Genomic DNA, 16,924 nt, shown 5'->3' with positions numbered 1-16,924 from the left:
AGTGTGGGGCGCAAAACATCTTGGCTATCTTTTTTCGCAATGTTGAGCCGTTGGAGTGCGGTAGCATCATCGGCCTTGCCGAAAAGTCGTGGATGTAGGGTGCGTTCACGCTCAAGTAGTTGTTGCAGAATGTCTTGATCTAGGTCGGCAATAGTTGCTTCCGCGACTATCTCTTGATCCCATGTTGGTTGGTGAGACTGCTCAATAAGTCGATCAATTTCATAGCGTTCAAGCTTGTGATCGCCATCAGCGACACGCACGTAAGAACCTTGGTATTTTCCCTTATTTTTGAGGTAAACGGGCTTGTTTCGCTCGTCTGCTTCAGGGATCGAAGCTACTACCACAGAACTTTCTTCGAAAGGGATGATATCCAGGAAAGTTGGGCGAATAGCCGGGACGATAGTCTGGCTGCACATGTTTTCGAACGCGTCTCGAATCCGTTGTGCCGGGAATTTTTGGTGCGCGCTAAAGCCGGAGTTTTCATCCAAGCCCAAAATTACTGTGCCACCGCGAGAATTCGCGAAAGCAACGATCGAAGCAGCCAGATCTCTGGGGAGTCCACCCTGTGCGGACTTCACCTCAATAGTGGCGGTGTCGGTGCCGGTTTCGCGTAGCTTCGCTACAACTTCTTTGAGCTCTTGCTCTTGCATAGAGAGCCCCCCATTCACTGATCAAGACTGAACACTGCACACTAACACTACACATAACACTCATCATGTGTAGTGTTCATGTTGTATGTATGTGTAGTGTTACGCCAAAAGCGGTAGTGGTGAAGCGTATTAGCGCGGGATGCCTGCCAATTCTTAGAGGACCTGTTTGCGTTTGAGACCACTGGCATATCCCTACGGGGTTGCCACCGACACCACCACGTGACTATTCCCACAACACGAACACACAACATGCACCCCCAAAAGTGAATCAAAAACAGATAATCTGAAACCATGTTCTCTGGTTTTTACGGCTCCCCCGTTTCACGCAGGCGATTCCTCACCACAACAGCTGCCGCAGTCCTCGCAGCAGGAACCCTCGCCGGCACCACACTCGTCACCGGAAGCGGCACAGCAGCCGCCGGAGACGCACCACACCCCAAGACATTCCTCCGCACCGGGCAGCCCGGTGAACAGGGCCTCTTCCACTGGGGCGTCGCCACCTCTGGTTTCCAGGTCGAAGGCGACAACCGCGACAGCAACTGGAGCCGCTACGCCACCGATCCGAAGGATCCCGACGTGGACCCCGTCGGCAATGCTGCAGACTTCCGCCACCGCTACAAGGAAGACATCGCCAACGCCGCGTCGCTCGGTGTTAACACGTTCCGGTTCGGAGTCGAGTGGGCCCGCATCGAGCCACACCCCGGGCAGTTCGACCAGAAAGAAATCGCGTACTACGACGACGTCGTCAAGGAGATCCGCTCCCACGGCATGGTGCCCATGATCACCATGATGCACTACGTCTACCCCGGGTGGGTCGAGGATAATGGCGGCATTACCAGCGACTATGCCGCGGAGCACTTCCAGGAGTACGCCAACTTCATCACGGACCGGTGGGGTGGCAATGACACCATGTGGATCACGCTCAACGAGCCGTTCGTGTTCTTCGGGCACGACGTCGAGATCGGCATTGCGCAGGCCACTGACCTGCCGAAATACCTTGACACCATCGTCCGGCTGAACAAGATCGGGCACGACGCGGCGCACAAGGCCGATCCAAAGGCTCAAACCGGCACGAACTACGCATTCCTGCCGACCATCGCCCCCGTGCAACGCGAAATCCTGCAGAAACGCGTCGAGCCCGACGTCGACTTTGTCGGCATCGACTTCTACTACAGCGTGTCCGCCTCGAACCTCAGCGCGATCAACGCCGCGTTCGGGGACTTCGCCAAGGTCACCCCGGAGCCCGAAGGCATCTACTACGCGCTCCGCCAGTACCACGAACTGTTCCCGACGAAACCGCTGTACATCGTCGAAAACGGCATGCCCACCGACAACGGCGCACCGCGGCCCGACGGGTACGAACGCGGGGACTACCTGCACGACACCGTGTACTGGCTCCAGCGCGCCAAGGCCGACGGCATCCCGCTGATCGGGTACAACCACTGGTCGCTCGTCGACAATTACGAGTGGGGCGATTACAGCTCGCGGTTCGGGCTGTGGACCGTCAACATCAAGGACGATCCCACGCTGAAGCGCACGCCGACGCCGGCTGTCGACACGTACCGCGACATCATCGCCAACGACGGGGTTCGGCCCGACGCGAAGCTCAACCACGGGCCGTCCGTGTGCTCCTTCGACGCGCTCCCCTCGTCATGCACCAAGCCCGCCGACCCCAACGGGCCGCGCGAGCCGCTACTAGCTAAGTAACAGCTTGGCCAGGTGTTGGCCCTGGCCGCACCGGCCGAGCCTCCCATTCTCCCTGTTTCCCGAAAGCGACAAACTCCGATGTCACTCACGCATGCCCTTGCGACCAGTGTCGCAGGCGTATTCGCAGCAGCGGTGATCGCTGCATCTCCGGCACCAGCACTCGCTGGTGACGCGCAGACCGCAACGCCAGAACCGTCCCACTACCTGGGCAGCGCGCCCACCGTCGAAAAGTTCGACTGGGGGAACGACCCCACCTGTGTACCTGCGCCCGAGCACCCCAACCCCGTCGTACTGGTCCCCGGAACGTGGGCCGGAGCGCACGATATGGCCCCACTGGGGACGTACCTGCACGACCGCGGTTACTGCGCCTATTCCCTCACTTACGGCATAGATAACAGCTCGATCAGCGAAAAAGCCATGAAAATCAAGGGCGCGATCACCTCGCACCCCGCCGGTGGGCTGGGAGACATGTATGCCTCCACCGACCAGCTCCACGACTTCGTGCACAACGTCGCCACCAATACCGACGCTGGAGCGGCCGCCGGGAAAGTCGATGTTGTCGCCCACTCACAAGGTGGGGCTATAACCCGCATGATGCTCAACGAATACGGGGCCGAGGAAGTCTCGCACGTCGTGACTCTGTCCGGCACCAACCACGGGACGACGGAACTTGGTGTTTCCGCCCTCCAGCCGAATCGCGACCCGCTGCTGAGCACCGCGGGCAACAACATTCTGGGTACGGCTCCGATGCAGCAAGTCACTGACTCGGACGTCGTTGCGCACCTGAACAGCATTCCGGACACCGAGCCCGGGGTCGATTACACAGTTATTGCCACCGAAACGGACATTGCGTCTACTCCGCCGCGGGCCGGGTACCTCACCGCCGGGCCCGGGGCGACGGTTAACAACGTCATGATCCAAGACGTGTGCCGCGTCGGCCTTTACTACAGCCACGACGACATGCGGGACAAAGCCCCGAGCCACGAGCTTGTCGATCACGCGCTCTCCGGGCGTGCCGTGCAGTGCACGTCATAGAGACTTCACCATGTCGTTAGCGTTGGTTAGCGTCAGCCGCGGGTAACGCTCCCGCAGAGCTTTCACCGCTGCGACATGGTCTTTTTCATCCCGTACCTTGGTGATATGCGCGATATCGTCGGCGGTGAGATCAGGTTTGAAGTCTGGGTCGGTGCCCCAACGGGAACCCCACAAGCCCAGTACGAGGTAGGCTACGAAAAACGCGAAGCTAACATACACCCACCATGCTGTGCCGGACGTCCAGCTATCGGTGCCCGCCAACGTCACGCAAGCGAGGACGAGATAAAATGTCACGAAGATGAGCTTCTTCATGCGGCCCGTCATAGACTTATCCTCTCCGGCCGGTGGCGTGGAGTGCGGCACCGTAAAGGCCGACACCTGAAAACCGCGAACCTACGACTTCACCGTTTTCTTCGCAGTTGACTTCTTCGACGTCTTCTTAGACGCCTTAGTGGTGGACTTCCGGCCCGACTTCTTTGTCGACTTCCTCGTGCCTTTCTTCGAGGACTTCTTCTTCGCGCCACCATTAGCAGCTTCCTTGGCGCGTCGCTCCGACAACAACTCACACGCCCGAGCATCCGTCATGGCCTCCGGAGTATCACCACGGCGCAAGCTCGCGTTGGTCTCACCATCCGTCACATAGGGACCAAAACGTCCCTCCTTGACGGTCATCGGCTTGCCCGAGACGTCATTGTCACCCAGCTGTTTCAGCGGAGGCTTCGCCGCAGCACGCCCACGGCGCTTTGGCTCGGCATAAATGCGGCGCGCCTCGTCGAGAGTAATAGTGAAAATCTGCTCTTCATTAGCCAAGGAACGCGAATCCGTCCCCTTCTTCAGGTACGGGCCATAACGGCCATTCTGGGCAGTAATAACCTCACCGTCAGACGGATCCACACCGACTTCACGGGGCAAACTCATCAGCTTCAAAGCCTCATCCAACGTCACCGTCGAGGGCTCCATGCCGCTAAACAACGACGCCGTCTTCGGCTTCAACATCTCCGTGACCAGCTCATTGACGCGCTTCTCGCGCTTCTTCGCCGCCGTCTTCGTCTCACGGTTCAGAGGCTTCTTGCCCTCCGCCTTGCGGGCCTCATCATCGGCATCCCACTCGGCGTCGACGGTCTCCAGGGCTTTCGCCTCGGCCTTCTCGCGCTCATCGTCGCGGACAAGCTCCGTAACATACGGGCCATAACGCCCCTCTTTCGCCACGACCATCCGAGCGTTGGCGGGGTTCTCTCCCAGCTCACGGCCCGTCGGCGGCGTCGCTAAGAGTTTCTCCGCCAACGCAAGATCCAGCTCATCCGGGGTCACCGTGTCGGGCAGATTGGCACGCTGAGGCTCGTCGCTGCCCGCGGGCGTGCGCTCCAGGTACGGCCCATAGCGGCCGACGCGCACGACAATCGGGTTGCCGTCCTCGTCGTCGAACATGTGAAGCGAGTTCACCGCGCGGGCATCGATGGTCTCCAGGTTGCCACCGACAAGGTGCTTCAAGCCGCCCAAGCGGGCAATCGTCTCCGCCTTCGCACTCGACGCCCCGTCGTCGCCATAATAAAAGCCCTCTAACCAGTGCGAACGATCCTCGGAACCATTCGCGATGGAGTCCAGCACATCCTCCATCGACGAGGTGAAATCGTAATCAATCAGCGAACCGAAGTTCTGCTCAAGGAGCCCGACGACGGCGAACGCCACCCACGACGGCACCAGCGCATTGCCACGCGAATACACATAGCCGCGATCCTGGATCGTCTTAATAATCGACGCATACGTCGACGGACGACCAATACCCAGGTCTTCCATTTTCTTCACCAAGCTCGCCTCGGTGTAACGAGCCGGCGGAGTGGTCGAGTGGCCATCAGCCTCGACGTCGGTGGCGGTCAGGCCCTGGCCCTCGGTCAGGACGGGCAACCGCTTCTCCGCGTCGTCGGCGACATTGCGGCCGTCGGCAGTGCGGGATACCTCCACATAGGCCTTCAAGAAGCCGGGGAAGGTGATGGTGCGGCCCGTCGCGGTGAAGACGCAATCGCGGCCGTCCGTGGACTCACCCGCCACGAAGACCTTCATCGACGTGCCCTTCGCGTCGGCCATTTGCGACGCGACCGTCCGCTGCCAAATCAGCTCGTAGAGCTTGAATTCCTCCGCGTCCAGCTGGCCACCCAACTGGCCCGGAGTGGCGAAAGACTCGCCAGCAGGGCGAATCGCCTCGTGAGCCTCCTGCGAGTTCTTGACCTTGCGGGAATACTGACGCGGGGCGCTGGCCACGTACTTCGCGCCGTACAGCTCCCTGGCCTGCGCGCGAGCGGCATTAATGCCCGACTCCGACAATGTCGTCGAGTCCGTACGCATATACGTAATGTGGCCGTTCTCATACAAGCGCTGTGCGATGCGCATCGTCCGCTCAGAGGTGTAATGCAGCTTGCGGCCGGCCTCCTGCTGGAGCGTCGACGTCATAAACGGAGGATACGGGCGCCGCGTGTACGGCTTCTCCTCGACGGACCGCACCGACATCGCCGCACCGGAGAGCTGACCGGCCAAATCCTTGGCGGCTTTTTCGTCGAGAGCGACGGCCTTCGACTTCAGCTGGCCGTCGTCGTTAAAATCCCGGCCCTGCGCGACGCGCTGACCATCGATTTCCGCCAGCCGAGCCGGGAAGGAGCGCGGTTCGCCCGACGCAGTGGAAGAGCCCTGGGGGGAGGAACCCGGCGTACCAGCGTCGGCACCCGAACGAAGGGCAAACGTGCCCGTCAAATCCCAATAATCGGCGGAGGTGAACGCGATACGATCCCGCTCACGCTCCACAATGACGCGGGTAGCCACCGACTGCACGCGGCCGGCGGACAGGCGCGGCATGACCTTCTTCCACAACACCGGCGAGATCTCGTACCCATACAACCGGTCCAGCACACGGCGAGTTTCCTGGGCATTGACCAGGTTCTGATCCAGCTCACGGGTATGTTTGGCCGCTTCCAGAATCGCCGGCTTCGTGATCTCATGGAACACCATGCGGCGCACCGGCACCTTAGGCTTCAACACCTGCAAAAGGTGCCACGCAATAGCCTCACCCTCGCGGTCGGGGTCTGTGGCCAGGTACAGCTCATCAACCTGCTTCAGCTTGGCCTTGAGGTCGGCAACTTTCTTCTTTTTGTCCTGGTTAACCACATAAAGGGGAGCGAAGTCGTTCTCGACGTCGACACCCAAACGAGCCCACGGTTTCTTCTTATACTTCGCGGGCACATCGGCTGCACCCCTCGGCAGGTCGCGGATATGACCCACGGAGGCCTCCACGATGTAATCCGAACCAAGGTACGGCTGTATCTTTCGAGCCTTCGTCGCCGACTCCACAATGACCAGCCGTTTCACACCGTCTCCTTCGGCGCTACCAGATGCTGCCACGTTGGGTTCTCGCCTTCCCTTCACACAAGCCCATCACAATGCTCCGAACCAAAGCTAGGCCACATAACTCACCATGAGCTGACCACGATCGCAACTGGGCGTTTCCGTGCCACCTTAGACCATGCACTATAGACAAACGCAAAATTACATATGCAAACCACGTAAAGGGGGTAAAAAAGCCCTTCCACCGATGACAACCAGTGGAAGGGCTGATTTTTATAGTCGACATCGCACGCCATCAGTCATGGCAGTGATCCGGTGAGGACTTACTAGTGAGTTCTTAGAGAGCGCGAACCTGCTGAGCCTGAGGGCCCTTAGCACCTTCACCAATCTCGAACTCGACCTTCTGATTCTCCTCCAAGGTGCGGAAGCCGCTTCCCTGGATCTCCGTGTAGTGGACGAAGACGTCCTGCGAGCCGTCTTCCGGAGCGATGAAGCCGAAGCCCTTCTCCGCGTTGAACCACTTCACAGTTCCCTGTGCCATACCTTGTACCCAATTTCTATCGTGCAGCAAAACGACAACCAAACTCAACGATTATCGTCGAAGACCAAGCGTACTCGATCTATTTCAATGCAGCCACGTGTGGATAGCCAGGGTCATACTTGCCGACGAAATAGGCAGGTCACGGGGTGGGTGTTGCGTTCATTGATGACGTATCTGCCCGCAAACCCTCCCCATTGACCATTATTTTTACTATGCTCATAGGAGCTTAATGTAGCCATACTGAGTAAATGGCTCTGGCGCTCCCCGTCCGCTCCTCTCCCCTTATCTGAAAGCTCCCCTATGACAACGCACCGCACCCCGTACGCACGCTTTAACCAGCGACGATCCACGCACCGGAAACCTGGTCTGCCTGGTTTCTCCGGCTTTTCCGGCAGCGTCCCGTCCAAAACAATCGCCGCCACTGTCATGGCCGCGACGCTCACCCTTTCCGCGCCCGGCCTTGCACACGCTGGCCCGTACCCGCACCCCACACCGCAGGATTCCACAACCGAGCCGGCTGTGCCGTCGGATGCGCCGTCATCGGATACGGCGTCGTCGGATGGAGCGTCGGATACGGCGAAGCCCGAGGACAATCCCGCAGCTCAAAAGCTGAAGTGGGGGCCGTGCCCGCCCGGCAGCATGACAGTTGAGCGAGCACAGTGCGCCACCATCACCGTCCCCAAGGATTACGCCTACCCCGACGTCGGAAATATTGAGCTCACGATGAGCAAGATCCCGGCCAAGGGGACCAAGAAGGGCACGATCGCGGGCAATATCGGCGGGCCCGGGCTTGACGCGCTCGCGATGTTCACTGACAAGGCGCCGCAAAACAAGAGTGCCGGGCATATTCAGATGCCTACCGACGTGCTCGAGCATTACGACCTGGTTGCCGTCGAACCACGAGGGCTGACTTTTGGTACGCCACTCGAATGTGACGAAGGCTTACTCGAATCGCTCGTTCCCGGCGGGGGCAACCTCTACCGGGCGTGCCAGCGTACGCAGCCCGGGTATGTCGATACCATCACCACCGAAAACACGGCGCGCGACCTGGAGGAAGCGCGGAAAGCCCTGGGTGAGGACAAGCTCAATCTTTACGGGGTGTCCTACGGGGGCCTTCTCATGGCGACCTACGCCACATTGTTCCCCGAGCACACCAACAAAATGGTGCTCGATTCCAGCATGTCTCCTAATGACGCGTGGTTCGGGCTCGGTGGGAGCCGCATCAAAATCCGGAAAGAAGCGATGAACGCTTTCTTCGATTGGATTGCTCAGAATGACGATAAATATCACTTAGGAAAGACGCCTCGCGAGGTGTACAAATCTTTCACTCGGGTGATTAAAGCGACATACAACGTGACTCCTCCGCTGACGCCGCCGCCAGCCAACCGCGACGACGTCAGCGCTGTGCCCGATGACTACGCCGACAGTGCCGTCAAGCTGTTGAGTGCCGTCGACTATGTCTACTGGAGATCGCACACATTCACTGAGTCTTTTGATCTTCTGAAGCGTTTCGGCGCTCAGCAAGCACTCTCTCCGCTGGGTGAAGCCCTGTATTCCCAGCAATCGTGGCCAGATACCGCGGCTGCAATTGCAGAAAGCGCCTCCTCAGACCCCATCAGGCCGCTCGATGAAATCTTGGTGGAGAAAGAAAAGGAGCGAACACCTGAGCTGGCCAAGTTAGAGGAAATGGCCAAGAAGAAGACAGAAGAGGCAGATAACTCTGATTCGGAAGAAAGCGATGCCGAGGATGAGATGCTAAAGAACATCTTTATGCAGCAAATTCAAATGGGGTTGGTGAACCAAACCATCATGTGCAATGAAAATGCCAACCCTCCGGCTCGGAGCGAATATATTCCTTCGCTGATTAACCAGTACACCGGTGGGGATCAATTCGTCGCCGTGGACCAAATGATCGCCAGCGGGCAGGAATGCGACGGATGGCCCCATAACAAACCAATCATGAAGGTCAATGGGGATAAATTGGCCGTCAAGCCGCTCAACCTGGGCTACGACAAGGACACGGCGGTGACACCTCACGGCGCTCCCGAGATGCGTGACGCCATGGGCGGCACTTTGCACACCTTCAAGGGCTACAGCCACGGTGTTCTTGGCGGGAACGCGGCCGACGCTGCGGACATCGTATCCGAGTATTTCAAGGACTAGAATTCAGCCTTTAGCCCTAGGCATTGTCTTTGGATTAGTTGGTCGACGAATTACTCTGCGGGTGGTTTCTTCTCGGTGACACAATTGGCACACCCTAACAGTTTCGGCGAGGAACTCCTGGAGAGTATCCGCGCGACGTTCCCCCGCTCCGAGATCCTGCACACCGAAACCCTTCCGGCGCGAAAAGGGCGGCATGGGGAGTGGCCGTCGTGGCTACCCCGGGATTTCCGCGATCACCTGGTTGACCAGGGCATTGCGCGACCGTGGGCCCACCAGGTGCGCGTCGCCAATGCTCTGTGGGAGGGGCATGACACGGTGGTGGCCACGGGGACCTCGTCGGGAAAGTCTCTGGGTTATCAGATGCCGATTCTGACCACTCTTGCTGAGGAAAAGAACGCGACCGCCCTGTATCTGACTCCGACGAAGGCGCTTGCGAATGATCAGCTGGCTCATGTGGCGGGGATGACGCGCGAGGTTGGTTCCCTCCGCGGTGTCAGTATCGGTGGGTATGACGGCGATACTCCGCCGGAGGCCCGGCGCGCGATTCGAGATAGTGTGCAGTGGGTTTTCACTAATCCGGACATGGTGCAACTGTCGGTGCTGGGTGCGCATGCGCGGTGGGGGCGATTGTTGCGCAACCTGCGGTACATCGTTGTGGATGAGTGCCATGCGTATCGCGGGATGTTTGGCGCCCATGTTTCTCTTGTTTTGCGACGCCTTGACCGTCTGGCCAGGGCATATGGCGCTTCTCCGGTGTTTGTGATGGCGAGTGCGACGGCGTCGCGGCCGGCGGTTCATGCGTCTCGGCTGTGTGGTCATGATGTTGATGGTTTCGCTGAGGTCACTGACGACGCTTCCCCCGCCGGGGAGCGGACGGTGGTGTTGTGGGAGCCGAGTTTCCTTCCCGACATAGAGGGCGAACATGGAGCGCCCGTGCGCAAGCCTGCGACTCAGGAGGCTGCGGACGTGATGGCGAATCTGGTTGCGCAGGGTGCGCGGACCTTGACGTTTGTGCGGTCGCGTCGGTCGGCTGAGACGGTCGCTGCCCGCGCGTCGGAGGCCCTTGGACGATTGGGACGCCCCGAGGATGCTGCGAGGATTGCTGCTTATCGTGCTGGTTATCTTGCGGAGGACCGCCGGAAGCTGGAGCACGATTTGGACAATGGAAAGCTGCTGGGGGTGGCGACCACCAATGCGTTGGAGCTCGGGGTGGACATTGGCGGCTTGGATTCCGTTGTGGCTTGCGGTTATCCGGGGACGATTGCGTCGTTTTGGCAGCAGGCGGGGCGCGCTGGTCGTCGCGGGCAGGGGTCGTTGGTCACGCTGATTGCCCGCGATGAGCCGATGGATACGTATCTTGTTCATCATCCCGAGGTGTTGTTGGGGTCGCCGGTGGAGCAAACGGTGTTTAACCCGCACAATCCGTATGTGATGGTGCCTCATTTGTATTGCGCTGCGGTGGAACGGCCTCTTACCGATGAGGAAATTGACCAGTGGGGTGCGTGGTCGAGTGCCGAGTATTTGCGCGACGCTGGCCTGTTGCGCCGGCGGCGGCGTGGCTGGTTTGCCGTGGAGAGGCCGATTGAGGCGTTGAGCGCACCGAATGACGCTGAGACCCGTGGAGTTGAGGCAGCCGGTTTGGGCGCTCTCCTCCCTCCCGATATTTCCCCGGTTAACGCGCATTCGGTGGTCAGTATTCGTGGCGACGATGGCGGTGACGTCGCCATCGTGGAGGGCGACACCGGCCGGCTGGTGGGCGTGATCGACCAGGGCCGGGCCATGAGCCAGACGCACACCGGCGCTGTGTATCTGCACCAGGGAGACAGTTATGTCGTCGATGATCTCAGTGTGGACGATGGCCTGGCTCTGGTTCACCGCGAGGCTCCCGCGTGGACAACCTGGGCTCGAGAGAACACCGACATTCGCGTTCTTTCTACTCTTTCTTCCCACGAGTTGGGCGATGGCGTGTGGTTGGCCTTTGTGGAGGTTGAGGTCACTCACCAGGTTGTTGACTACATGCGGCGGATGCCTAGTGGTGAGGTCCTCGATGTCGTATCCCTTGATCTGCCGGAACAAACATTGACGACGACGGCCGTCGCGTACACGGTGGAGCCCTCCACCCTTCGCCGGTGGGGTGTGGAGGAACGGGACTGGCCGGGCTCGTTGCATGCCGCTGAGCACGCTGCGATCGGGATGTTGCCTTTGATCGCGACGTGCGACCGGTGGGACATCGGTGGCGTGTCCACTGCGCTGCACCAAGACACTGGCTTGCCGACGGTGTTCGTCTACGACGGCTACCCGGGCGGAGCGGGTTTCGCCGAGTGCGGGTACCGACGATTCCACGAGTGGATTACAGCAACAGCGGAGGCTGTCGCCCATTGCGAGTGTGAAAATGGGTGTCCTTCCTGCGTTCAGTCGCCCAAATGTGGGAATGGGAATGAGCCGTTGGATAAAGCCGGCGCTGTGCGGGTGCTCCGAGGATTGGAGTCGCTGGGGGCGTGAGTTCGTGGGGGTGAGCGTGTGAGCGAGAGCCGATGAGCGGAAGCCGGTGGGTTTGACGCTCATGCGGGCCCGGCGCGGGCACTTGCGCTGGCCGTGAACGGTGAGTGCGCTCCCGATACCTCGACGGACACGATGACGTCTTCCCCCTCGAGCGTGCATGAGCGCAGCGAGGCGTCATTTTCTGCGGCGACCTGCCCCGCCAACGCACACGCCGCGGAGGATTCTGGCGTTGCGGCCATCCCAGACGGCGTTGACGTTGTGCTCGCTGTTGAGAACTCGGGTGCCACGTTTTCCGGGCCAGGATTCGCCACCGCGTTTTCCGGATGAGTGTTTGTAGGCGCCGTGGTGGCGATGACGTGGTCACCGTCGGCAATAGTTTCTTGTAGTGCGTATGCCGCCGCGAGTGCGGACAAATCCGCTGCTCTATCGGCTTTTCTGGAGTCGATAACTTTAGCTCCAACGGCGACCAGCGTTCCGAAAACACCGATGACCACTGTGCACACCACCGCTCCTACCACGGTCATCGACCCCCGACACCAGAATTCACTTCCGCCCAAGTTGCGTTCCCTCTCCATTTTGTGCCTGTTGTTAAGGCCGTTGTGCCTGTCGTTGAGGCTCCAGCTATTCGCACCCACGTATCCCGTGCGCCCACTGATCGTGATCAGTCGGACTTAACCGGGTTAGCCGGCGTCACCGGAGCTTCCGATGTTCTCTTCGTTCACGGCTACCGACGTCGACTCCGCATCTTTCAGCGGGTTCTTCACTATCACTGTTACTTTCACGAAGCCGGGCTGGCCTCCCGCACCGGGAGTTGTCGTCACCGTCATGGTCGAGTTTTTCACTGCGCTAGCTAGGTGTTGTTCGACTTCAGAGCGGTTTTCTCCTCGTGCGATGGCGCGCGCCGCGTTGGCCGACGCCTCCGTTGCGGCCACCTGATTCGCCACGACCATGACCCCCACGATGACCATTCCTACGACGACGAGCACCATGGAGATCGCGAACGCGGCTTCGATAGTGACGCTTCCCCTCTCCCACCACGAGGCCATGGCGTTGGGTTGAGGGGCGTCGGAATCAGCGTCGTGTTCCACGATGCACGGGTCAGAGAAGATCGGCATGGCGCTGTCAGCCAACCGTGAACTTATCGATGCCCTATTCACTTCTTTTTGCTGTTCAGAGCATCTTCGATAATTCCCTTGAGTGCATTTTCTACCTCACCGCCTGAGACGATGACGTAGAGCAGCCCGGCAAAGGCGGCCGCAGCCACGCACACCAAGGCGTATTCCAAGGTGGCCATGCCACGCTCGTTAAACAGCGCCGCGCGGGCCCGGTCCCACCACCTCATGGGCGAGGGGTCGGGCGTGTTCTCGTTATCCGAGTTAGAGATGTCATCCGCGGGAGAAGTATCGACGGATCGTGAGGAGAGCTGAACGTCAGTGGCCTCTGATGTGTGCTGCTCAGCAATCAGATTAGTAGGTACTGCGTGGGTAGGTACTGCACAAGTCATGATGAGTCCTTTCGAAAAGATGGCGGATGACAGGCCACACCACAACAGTGAGGCCTAAAACGCCAGGTCAATGAATATGGAGAAATAAAACAGAGGTACATAGAGCGAATGAAATACTGCGGTGGGCCACGGCCACCTATCGTCACCTGAATCATGAAGCTCCCCGTCGTCATGACAACCCCGATAACAATCCGATAGCAATAGGAACTAGCCCCACCGCTATAAACGCCGGAAGGAAACAGAAGCTCAACGGCAGCGCCACGTACACGCTTGCTTTCTCGGCCTCCGCCACCGCCTGATCCGTCGCCCGATGCCTCATATGCATCGACAACGCACCGATATCGGCCGCTAACCGAGCACCCGAACGAGCACTTCGACGCGCACGCCGAGCAAAATCGCCTAACACCTCGTTCTCGGCGCACAATGCCCACGCGATGTCGGAATCCACACCCAGTGCCAAGCGGTTCGCCGTGCCCGTCCAGACGTCAACAAACTGAGACCCGCCACTATCTGCAACCGCTCCCACCGCTGCGCCTACCGGAAGGCCGCACGACAAACACGCTTTCACCAGGTCCAAGTCAGCGGCCGCATTCAACATGGCGCCCGCACGCCCAGCACTTCCGACGTTCTTCGCCGCAGTCACACCGCCACCGCCTTCACCATCAGCGCGCGGGACCACTCCAGCCCCACGACCTCTAGGACAACCCCCACCAGGAGCAACAGGCCGCCGAGCTGCGTCGTCAATAAAAACTGAATGGAGCCCGCACCCATGGACTGGCCCATCGCCACTCCGACGAGGGGCAGAAACATCAGCACGCGGGTCGACGCTCGAGGGCCCGCCAGCGAGGCCTCGGTCCGCTCCTGGTGATGGAGCTTCGCCTGGAGATCTGCCGCCGTGGCCTGCATGACCTCCGCCAAAGGCACGCCAGTGCGGTGCGACACCAACCATGCCCGGGCGATCGCCTGCCGCCCGACCTGATCCGGCTCGCTGGACCACGTGCTCAGAGGAGCGCAAGGAGCGCCCAACCAGGCACAATGGTTCACCATCGTGCGAAGCTCGGGCGCGACCTGGCCTTCCATGCCATCCGCGCCGTCCATTTCGTCGGCAACGTGACGAACCGCCACCAAGGGGCTTGCACCAGCCAGGAGCTCACTCGCGATCATGCTGCTGGCCTGCGCCCACTGAGCTATTACTTGGCGTTGATTAATGCGAACCTGCTTATCGCTGCGAGCTCGCTGGCCCTCTACCACCGCGATCACACACGACAGCGGGACACCCAACGGAATCATCGCGCACCACCTCGCACGACGCGTTCCCACAATGGCCATGCATCGGTGCGGCCACCATCCGCAGTCCACACCATCACCACTCCAGACGATGAAACACCTGGATGCAGTGGTTTTTCGCCGTTCCCCTGCCCGTCGAAGAAGGACGAGTTCATCCCTACCGGTGGCACTACTCCCACGCTCGCGAGGCGACGCGATGAGGCCCGCTCAACGTGGACAACGACCCGAATCGCGGCGCGGAATTGAGTCCTCACCGACTCCGGAGACATCCCCGCCATTGCGCCCAGGGCCTCGCAGCGCGCCGGGATTTCCTCCGGTCCGTTCGCGTGAATAGTTCCGCAGCCGCCGTCGTGACCAGTGTTTAAAGCCGCAAAAAGTTCCTGAATCTCGGCGCCACGGATCTCACCCACCACGATCCGATCCGGCCTCATCCGCAACGTCTGTTTGACCACATCGCGCAACGTGATCTCCCCCTGCCCTTCCACATTGGGCGACGTCGTCGTCAAGGCGACAACATGCGGATGCCGGGGATGCAGCTCACGAGTGTCCTCCACGCACACGATCCGCTCGTCCGGCGACACCTCCGCAAGCAGGGCGGAGAGCAGCGTCGTCTTTCCCGCGCCCGTCCCACCAGAGACCACAAACGCCTGACGACTCCGCACCAACGAGCGCAACTCGTCAGCCATATCGGGCGGCACGCTGCCACTGTGCACAAGATCATCCAGGCTGGTCGACGCCGTCCCCAGCACACGCAACGACAAACACGGGTGCTCGACGACAGGCGGCAGCACAGCGTGAACACGAACGCTCCCGCCCGCAGCGTCGCGTCGATAAAAACCGTCCGCATAGGGCGACGCATCATCCAAACGACGCCCACACGCGGCTGCTAAACGAACGGCTGTTGCCCGCACGTGGTCGTCGTCGCGGAAGGGAGAATCCACACGACACAAACCAGCCGGGCCATCAACCCACACCTCCGAGGCCCCATTGACCAGCACGTCTGTCACATCCGGCAGGTCCAACAGCGGCTCCACGGGCCCGGCACCGTGGATCTCCCCACGAATCCGACGAACCTCTTGCACGACGCCCGACATCCCGATGCCCGGATATTCCGCCCGTACCGCTGAGGCAATTGCCGACGTTGACGTATCGCCATTGCCCTGCGCAAGCCTCATGCGGATTCTGTCGCTCACCGCCCCTGCCTGTGCCGAGAGCCCGGCCTGCGCCAGTGCCCCGGCCTGCGCCGAAGCGTCGTCAGTATGAGTGGCCGAATTATCCGCGCCTGAATGACACGCCTGTACAAAACTCCGAACCCTGCTCATGCTGCCAACTCCCCCATGCGCGCGGCACGGCTCTGAGCACTATTGATGGCGCGCTGATCGGCTGGCAACGATGGCATGCCGTTCTTTATGTAGCCATCCGCGACCTCGCATAATCCCGACACCATGCGCGCGAAGCTCGACCGCCCACACAGCCGAAGTCCGGTCTCCTCGATTTCCTTCGCGATCTTTTTCTCAGACGTGAACTCGGCCACCACCGGCATCGACGTCACAGATTCAACGTCTTTGACCCCCACCGACGAGACCGCCTCATGCTTCACCACAGCCACCGGGTCCGCACCGCTCTGGCGTGCCACCCGCGACCACCACACCGCCCCGCCTAAACCGCGCAACGTCGCAGGGACGACCACAAAAACACAATCGCAGCCAGTGAAATCCGACGCCTCCCACCACGTCGCGCCCGACACGTCCACCACCACTGATAGCCCCTCACGAGCCAGCGCACCTGCCACACGCTGCACCAATGCCCCCCGCTGATTCCACTCCACCGCCGCCGGAGCACCACGCCCCACCGACAACACGCCCACGCCCTCTGGGGTCGCGGGGATATTCGCAGCCACCGCGCGCCCATCAACCCCACCGTCTTCCCACCCTCGCACGCTCACATCACCCCACCTCATGCCCGGTTCGCTCTCCACCCCGAGGAGGACATCGTCCGCGCCGGACACACAATTCGCGTCCACCACCACAGACCCACGCCCTGACCGAGCCCAGGACAACGCCAGACCAGCCGCAACAGTGCTCCCACCTGCGCCGCCGACAGCAGAGACCACCGCTACACAACCGCCAGACACGACACCACGGGAACATCGCGTCGACAATGCCTCCACCAAGTCGCCCGACCGCGCAGGCAACACCATGA

The 16,924-nt window shown here is 60.5% G+C and carries 15 protein-coding genes; 4 read left to right on the top strand and 11 right to left on the bottom strand.

Annotated features, from left to right (window positions below):
* Positions 1-650 (bottom strand): helix-turn-helix domain-containing protein (locus Q3981_RS08630; protein ID WP_303125300.1); only part of this gene is annotated, 650 nt, incomplete at its 3' end.
* Between the two features lie 291 nt (positions 651-941).
* On the opposite strand from Q3981_RS08630, the gene Q3981_RS08625 reads away from it, so the two are divergent.
* Together Q3981_RS08625 and Q3981_RS08620 are read left to right on the top strand one after the other, a co-directional pair.
* Positions 942-2,357: a glycoside hydrolase family 1 protein gene (locus tag Q3981_RS08625; protein WP_303125298.1), complete on the top strand. Its 1,416-nt coding sequence runs from the start codon at positions 942-944 to the stop codon at positions 2,355-2,357.
* Between the two features lie 78 nt (positions 2,358-2,435).
* Positions 2,436-3,392, top strand: a complete 957-nt coding sequence (locus Q3981_RS08620; RefSeq protein WP_303125296.1) for a triacylglycerol lipase — start codon at positions 2,436-2,438, stop codon at positions 3,390-3,392.
* On the opposite strand, the gene Q3981_RS08615 is transcribed toward Q3981_RS08620, so the two are convergent.
* From Q3981_RS08615 to Q3981_RS08605, 3 genes are all read right to left on the bottom strand, one after another.
* Positions 3,387-3,716 carry a hypothetical protein gene (locus Q3981_RS08615; protein WP_303125294.1) on the bottom strand — a complete coding sequence of 110 codons (330 nt, stop codon included), beginning with the start codon at positions 3,714-3,716 and terminating at the stop codon, positions 3,387-3,389. The two genes, Q3981_RS08620 and Q3981_RS08615, sit on opposite strands and share 6 nt — an antisense overlap.
* A gap of 69 nt (positions 3,717-3,785) precedes the next feature.
* The gene (topA, locus tag Q3981_RS08610) at positions 3,786-6,782 is read right to left on the bottom strand and encodes a type I DNA topoisomerase (RefSeq protein WP_303125291.1); all 2,997 of its coding nucleotides are present in this window, start codon (positions 6,780-6,782) and stop codon (positions 3,786-3,788) included.
* Between the two features lie 280 nt (positions 6,783-7,062).
* Positions 7,063-7,266, bottom strand: coding sequence for a cold-shock protein (locus Q3981_RS08605; RefSeq protein ID WP_046203272.1), 204 nt, complete (start codon positions 7,264-7,266; stop codon positions 7,063-7,065).
* 300 nt (positions 7,267-7,566) lie between these two features.
* Here Q3981_RS08605 and Q3981_RS08600 point away from each other — a divergent pair, with 300 nt between their 5' ends.
* Both Q3981_RS08600 and Q3981_RS08595 read left to right on the top strand, forming a co-directional pair.
* On the top strand, positions 7,567-9,429 hold the full coding sequence (locus Q3981_RS08600; protein WP_303125288.1) for an alpha/beta fold hydrolase: 1,863 nt from the start codon (positions 7,567-7,569) through the stop codon (positions 9,427-9,429).
* Between the two features lie 117 nt (positions 9,430-9,546).
* Entirely contained in the window at positions 9,547-11,931 is a 2,385-nt protein-coding gene (locus Q3981_RS08595; protein ID WP_303125302.1) for a DEAD/DEAH box helicase, read from the top strand.
* Between the two features lie 59 nt (positions 11,932-11,990).
* On the opposite strand, the gene Q3981_RS08590 is transcribed toward Q3981_RS08595, so the two are convergent.
* The 7 genes from Q3981_RS08590 to Q3981_RS08560 all read right to left on the bottom strand — a co-directional run.
* On the bottom strand, positions 11,991-12,455 hold the full coding sequence (locus tag Q3981_RS08590) for a flp pilus-assembly TadE/G-like family protein (RefSeq protein ID WP_303125286.1): 465 nt from the start codon (positions 12,453-12,455) through the stop codon (positions 11,991-11,993).
* 156 nt (positions 12,456-12,611) lie between these two features.
* Positions 12,612-13,088 carry a TadE family type IV pilus minor pilin gene (locus Q3981_RS08585; protein ID WP_303125283.1) on the bottom strand — a complete coding sequence of 159 codons (477 nt, stop codon included), beginning with the start codon at positions 13,086-13,088 and terminating at the stop codon, positions 12,612-12,614.
* On the bottom strand, positions 13,085-13,435 hold the full coding sequence (locus tag Q3981_RS08580) for a DUF4244 domain-containing protein (RefSeq protein ID WP_303125280.1): 351 nt from the start codon (positions 13,433-13,435) through the stop codon (positions 13,085-13,087). The genes Q3981_RS08585 and Q3981_RS08580 overlap by 4 nt, the downstream gene beginning before the upstream one ends.
* 169 nt (positions 13,436-13,604) lie before the next feature.
* Positions 13,605-14,078, bottom strand: a complete 474-nt coding sequence (locus tag Q3981_RS08575) for a type II secretion system F family protein (protein WP_303125278.1) — start codon at positions 14,076-14,078, stop codon at positions 13,605-13,607.
* Entirely contained in the window at positions 14,075-14,725 is a 651-nt protein-coding gene (locus Q3981_RS08570; RefSeq protein WP_303125277.1) for a type II secretion system F family protein, read from the bottom strand. The genes Q3981_RS08575 and Q3981_RS08570 overlap by 4 nt, the downstream gene beginning before the upstream one ends.
* Positions 14,722-16,044: a TadA family conjugal transfer-associated ATPase gene (locus Q3981_RS08565; RefSeq protein ID WP_303125274.1), complete on the bottom strand. Its 1,323-nt coding sequence runs from the start codon at positions 16,042-16,044 to the stop codon at positions 14,722-14,724. Before Q3981_RS08565 ends, Q3981_RS08570 begins: the two co-directional genes overlap by 4 nt.
* Positions 16,041-16,924, bottom strand: an 884-nt coding sequence (locus Q3981_RS08560) for a hypothetical protein (RefSeq protein WP_303125270.1), incomplete at its 5' end; no start/stop codon positions are given. The genes Q3981_RS08560 and Q3981_RS08565, both read right to left, overlap by 4 nt.

The organism is Corynebacterium sp. (genome assembly GCF_030530965.1).
Lineage (GTDB): Bacteria > Actinomycetota > Actinomycetes > Mycobacteriales > Mycobacteriaceae > Corynebacterium.
Note: the sequence above shows the minus strand (reverse complement) of the source record. Positions and strands in the feature narration are given on the sequence as shown.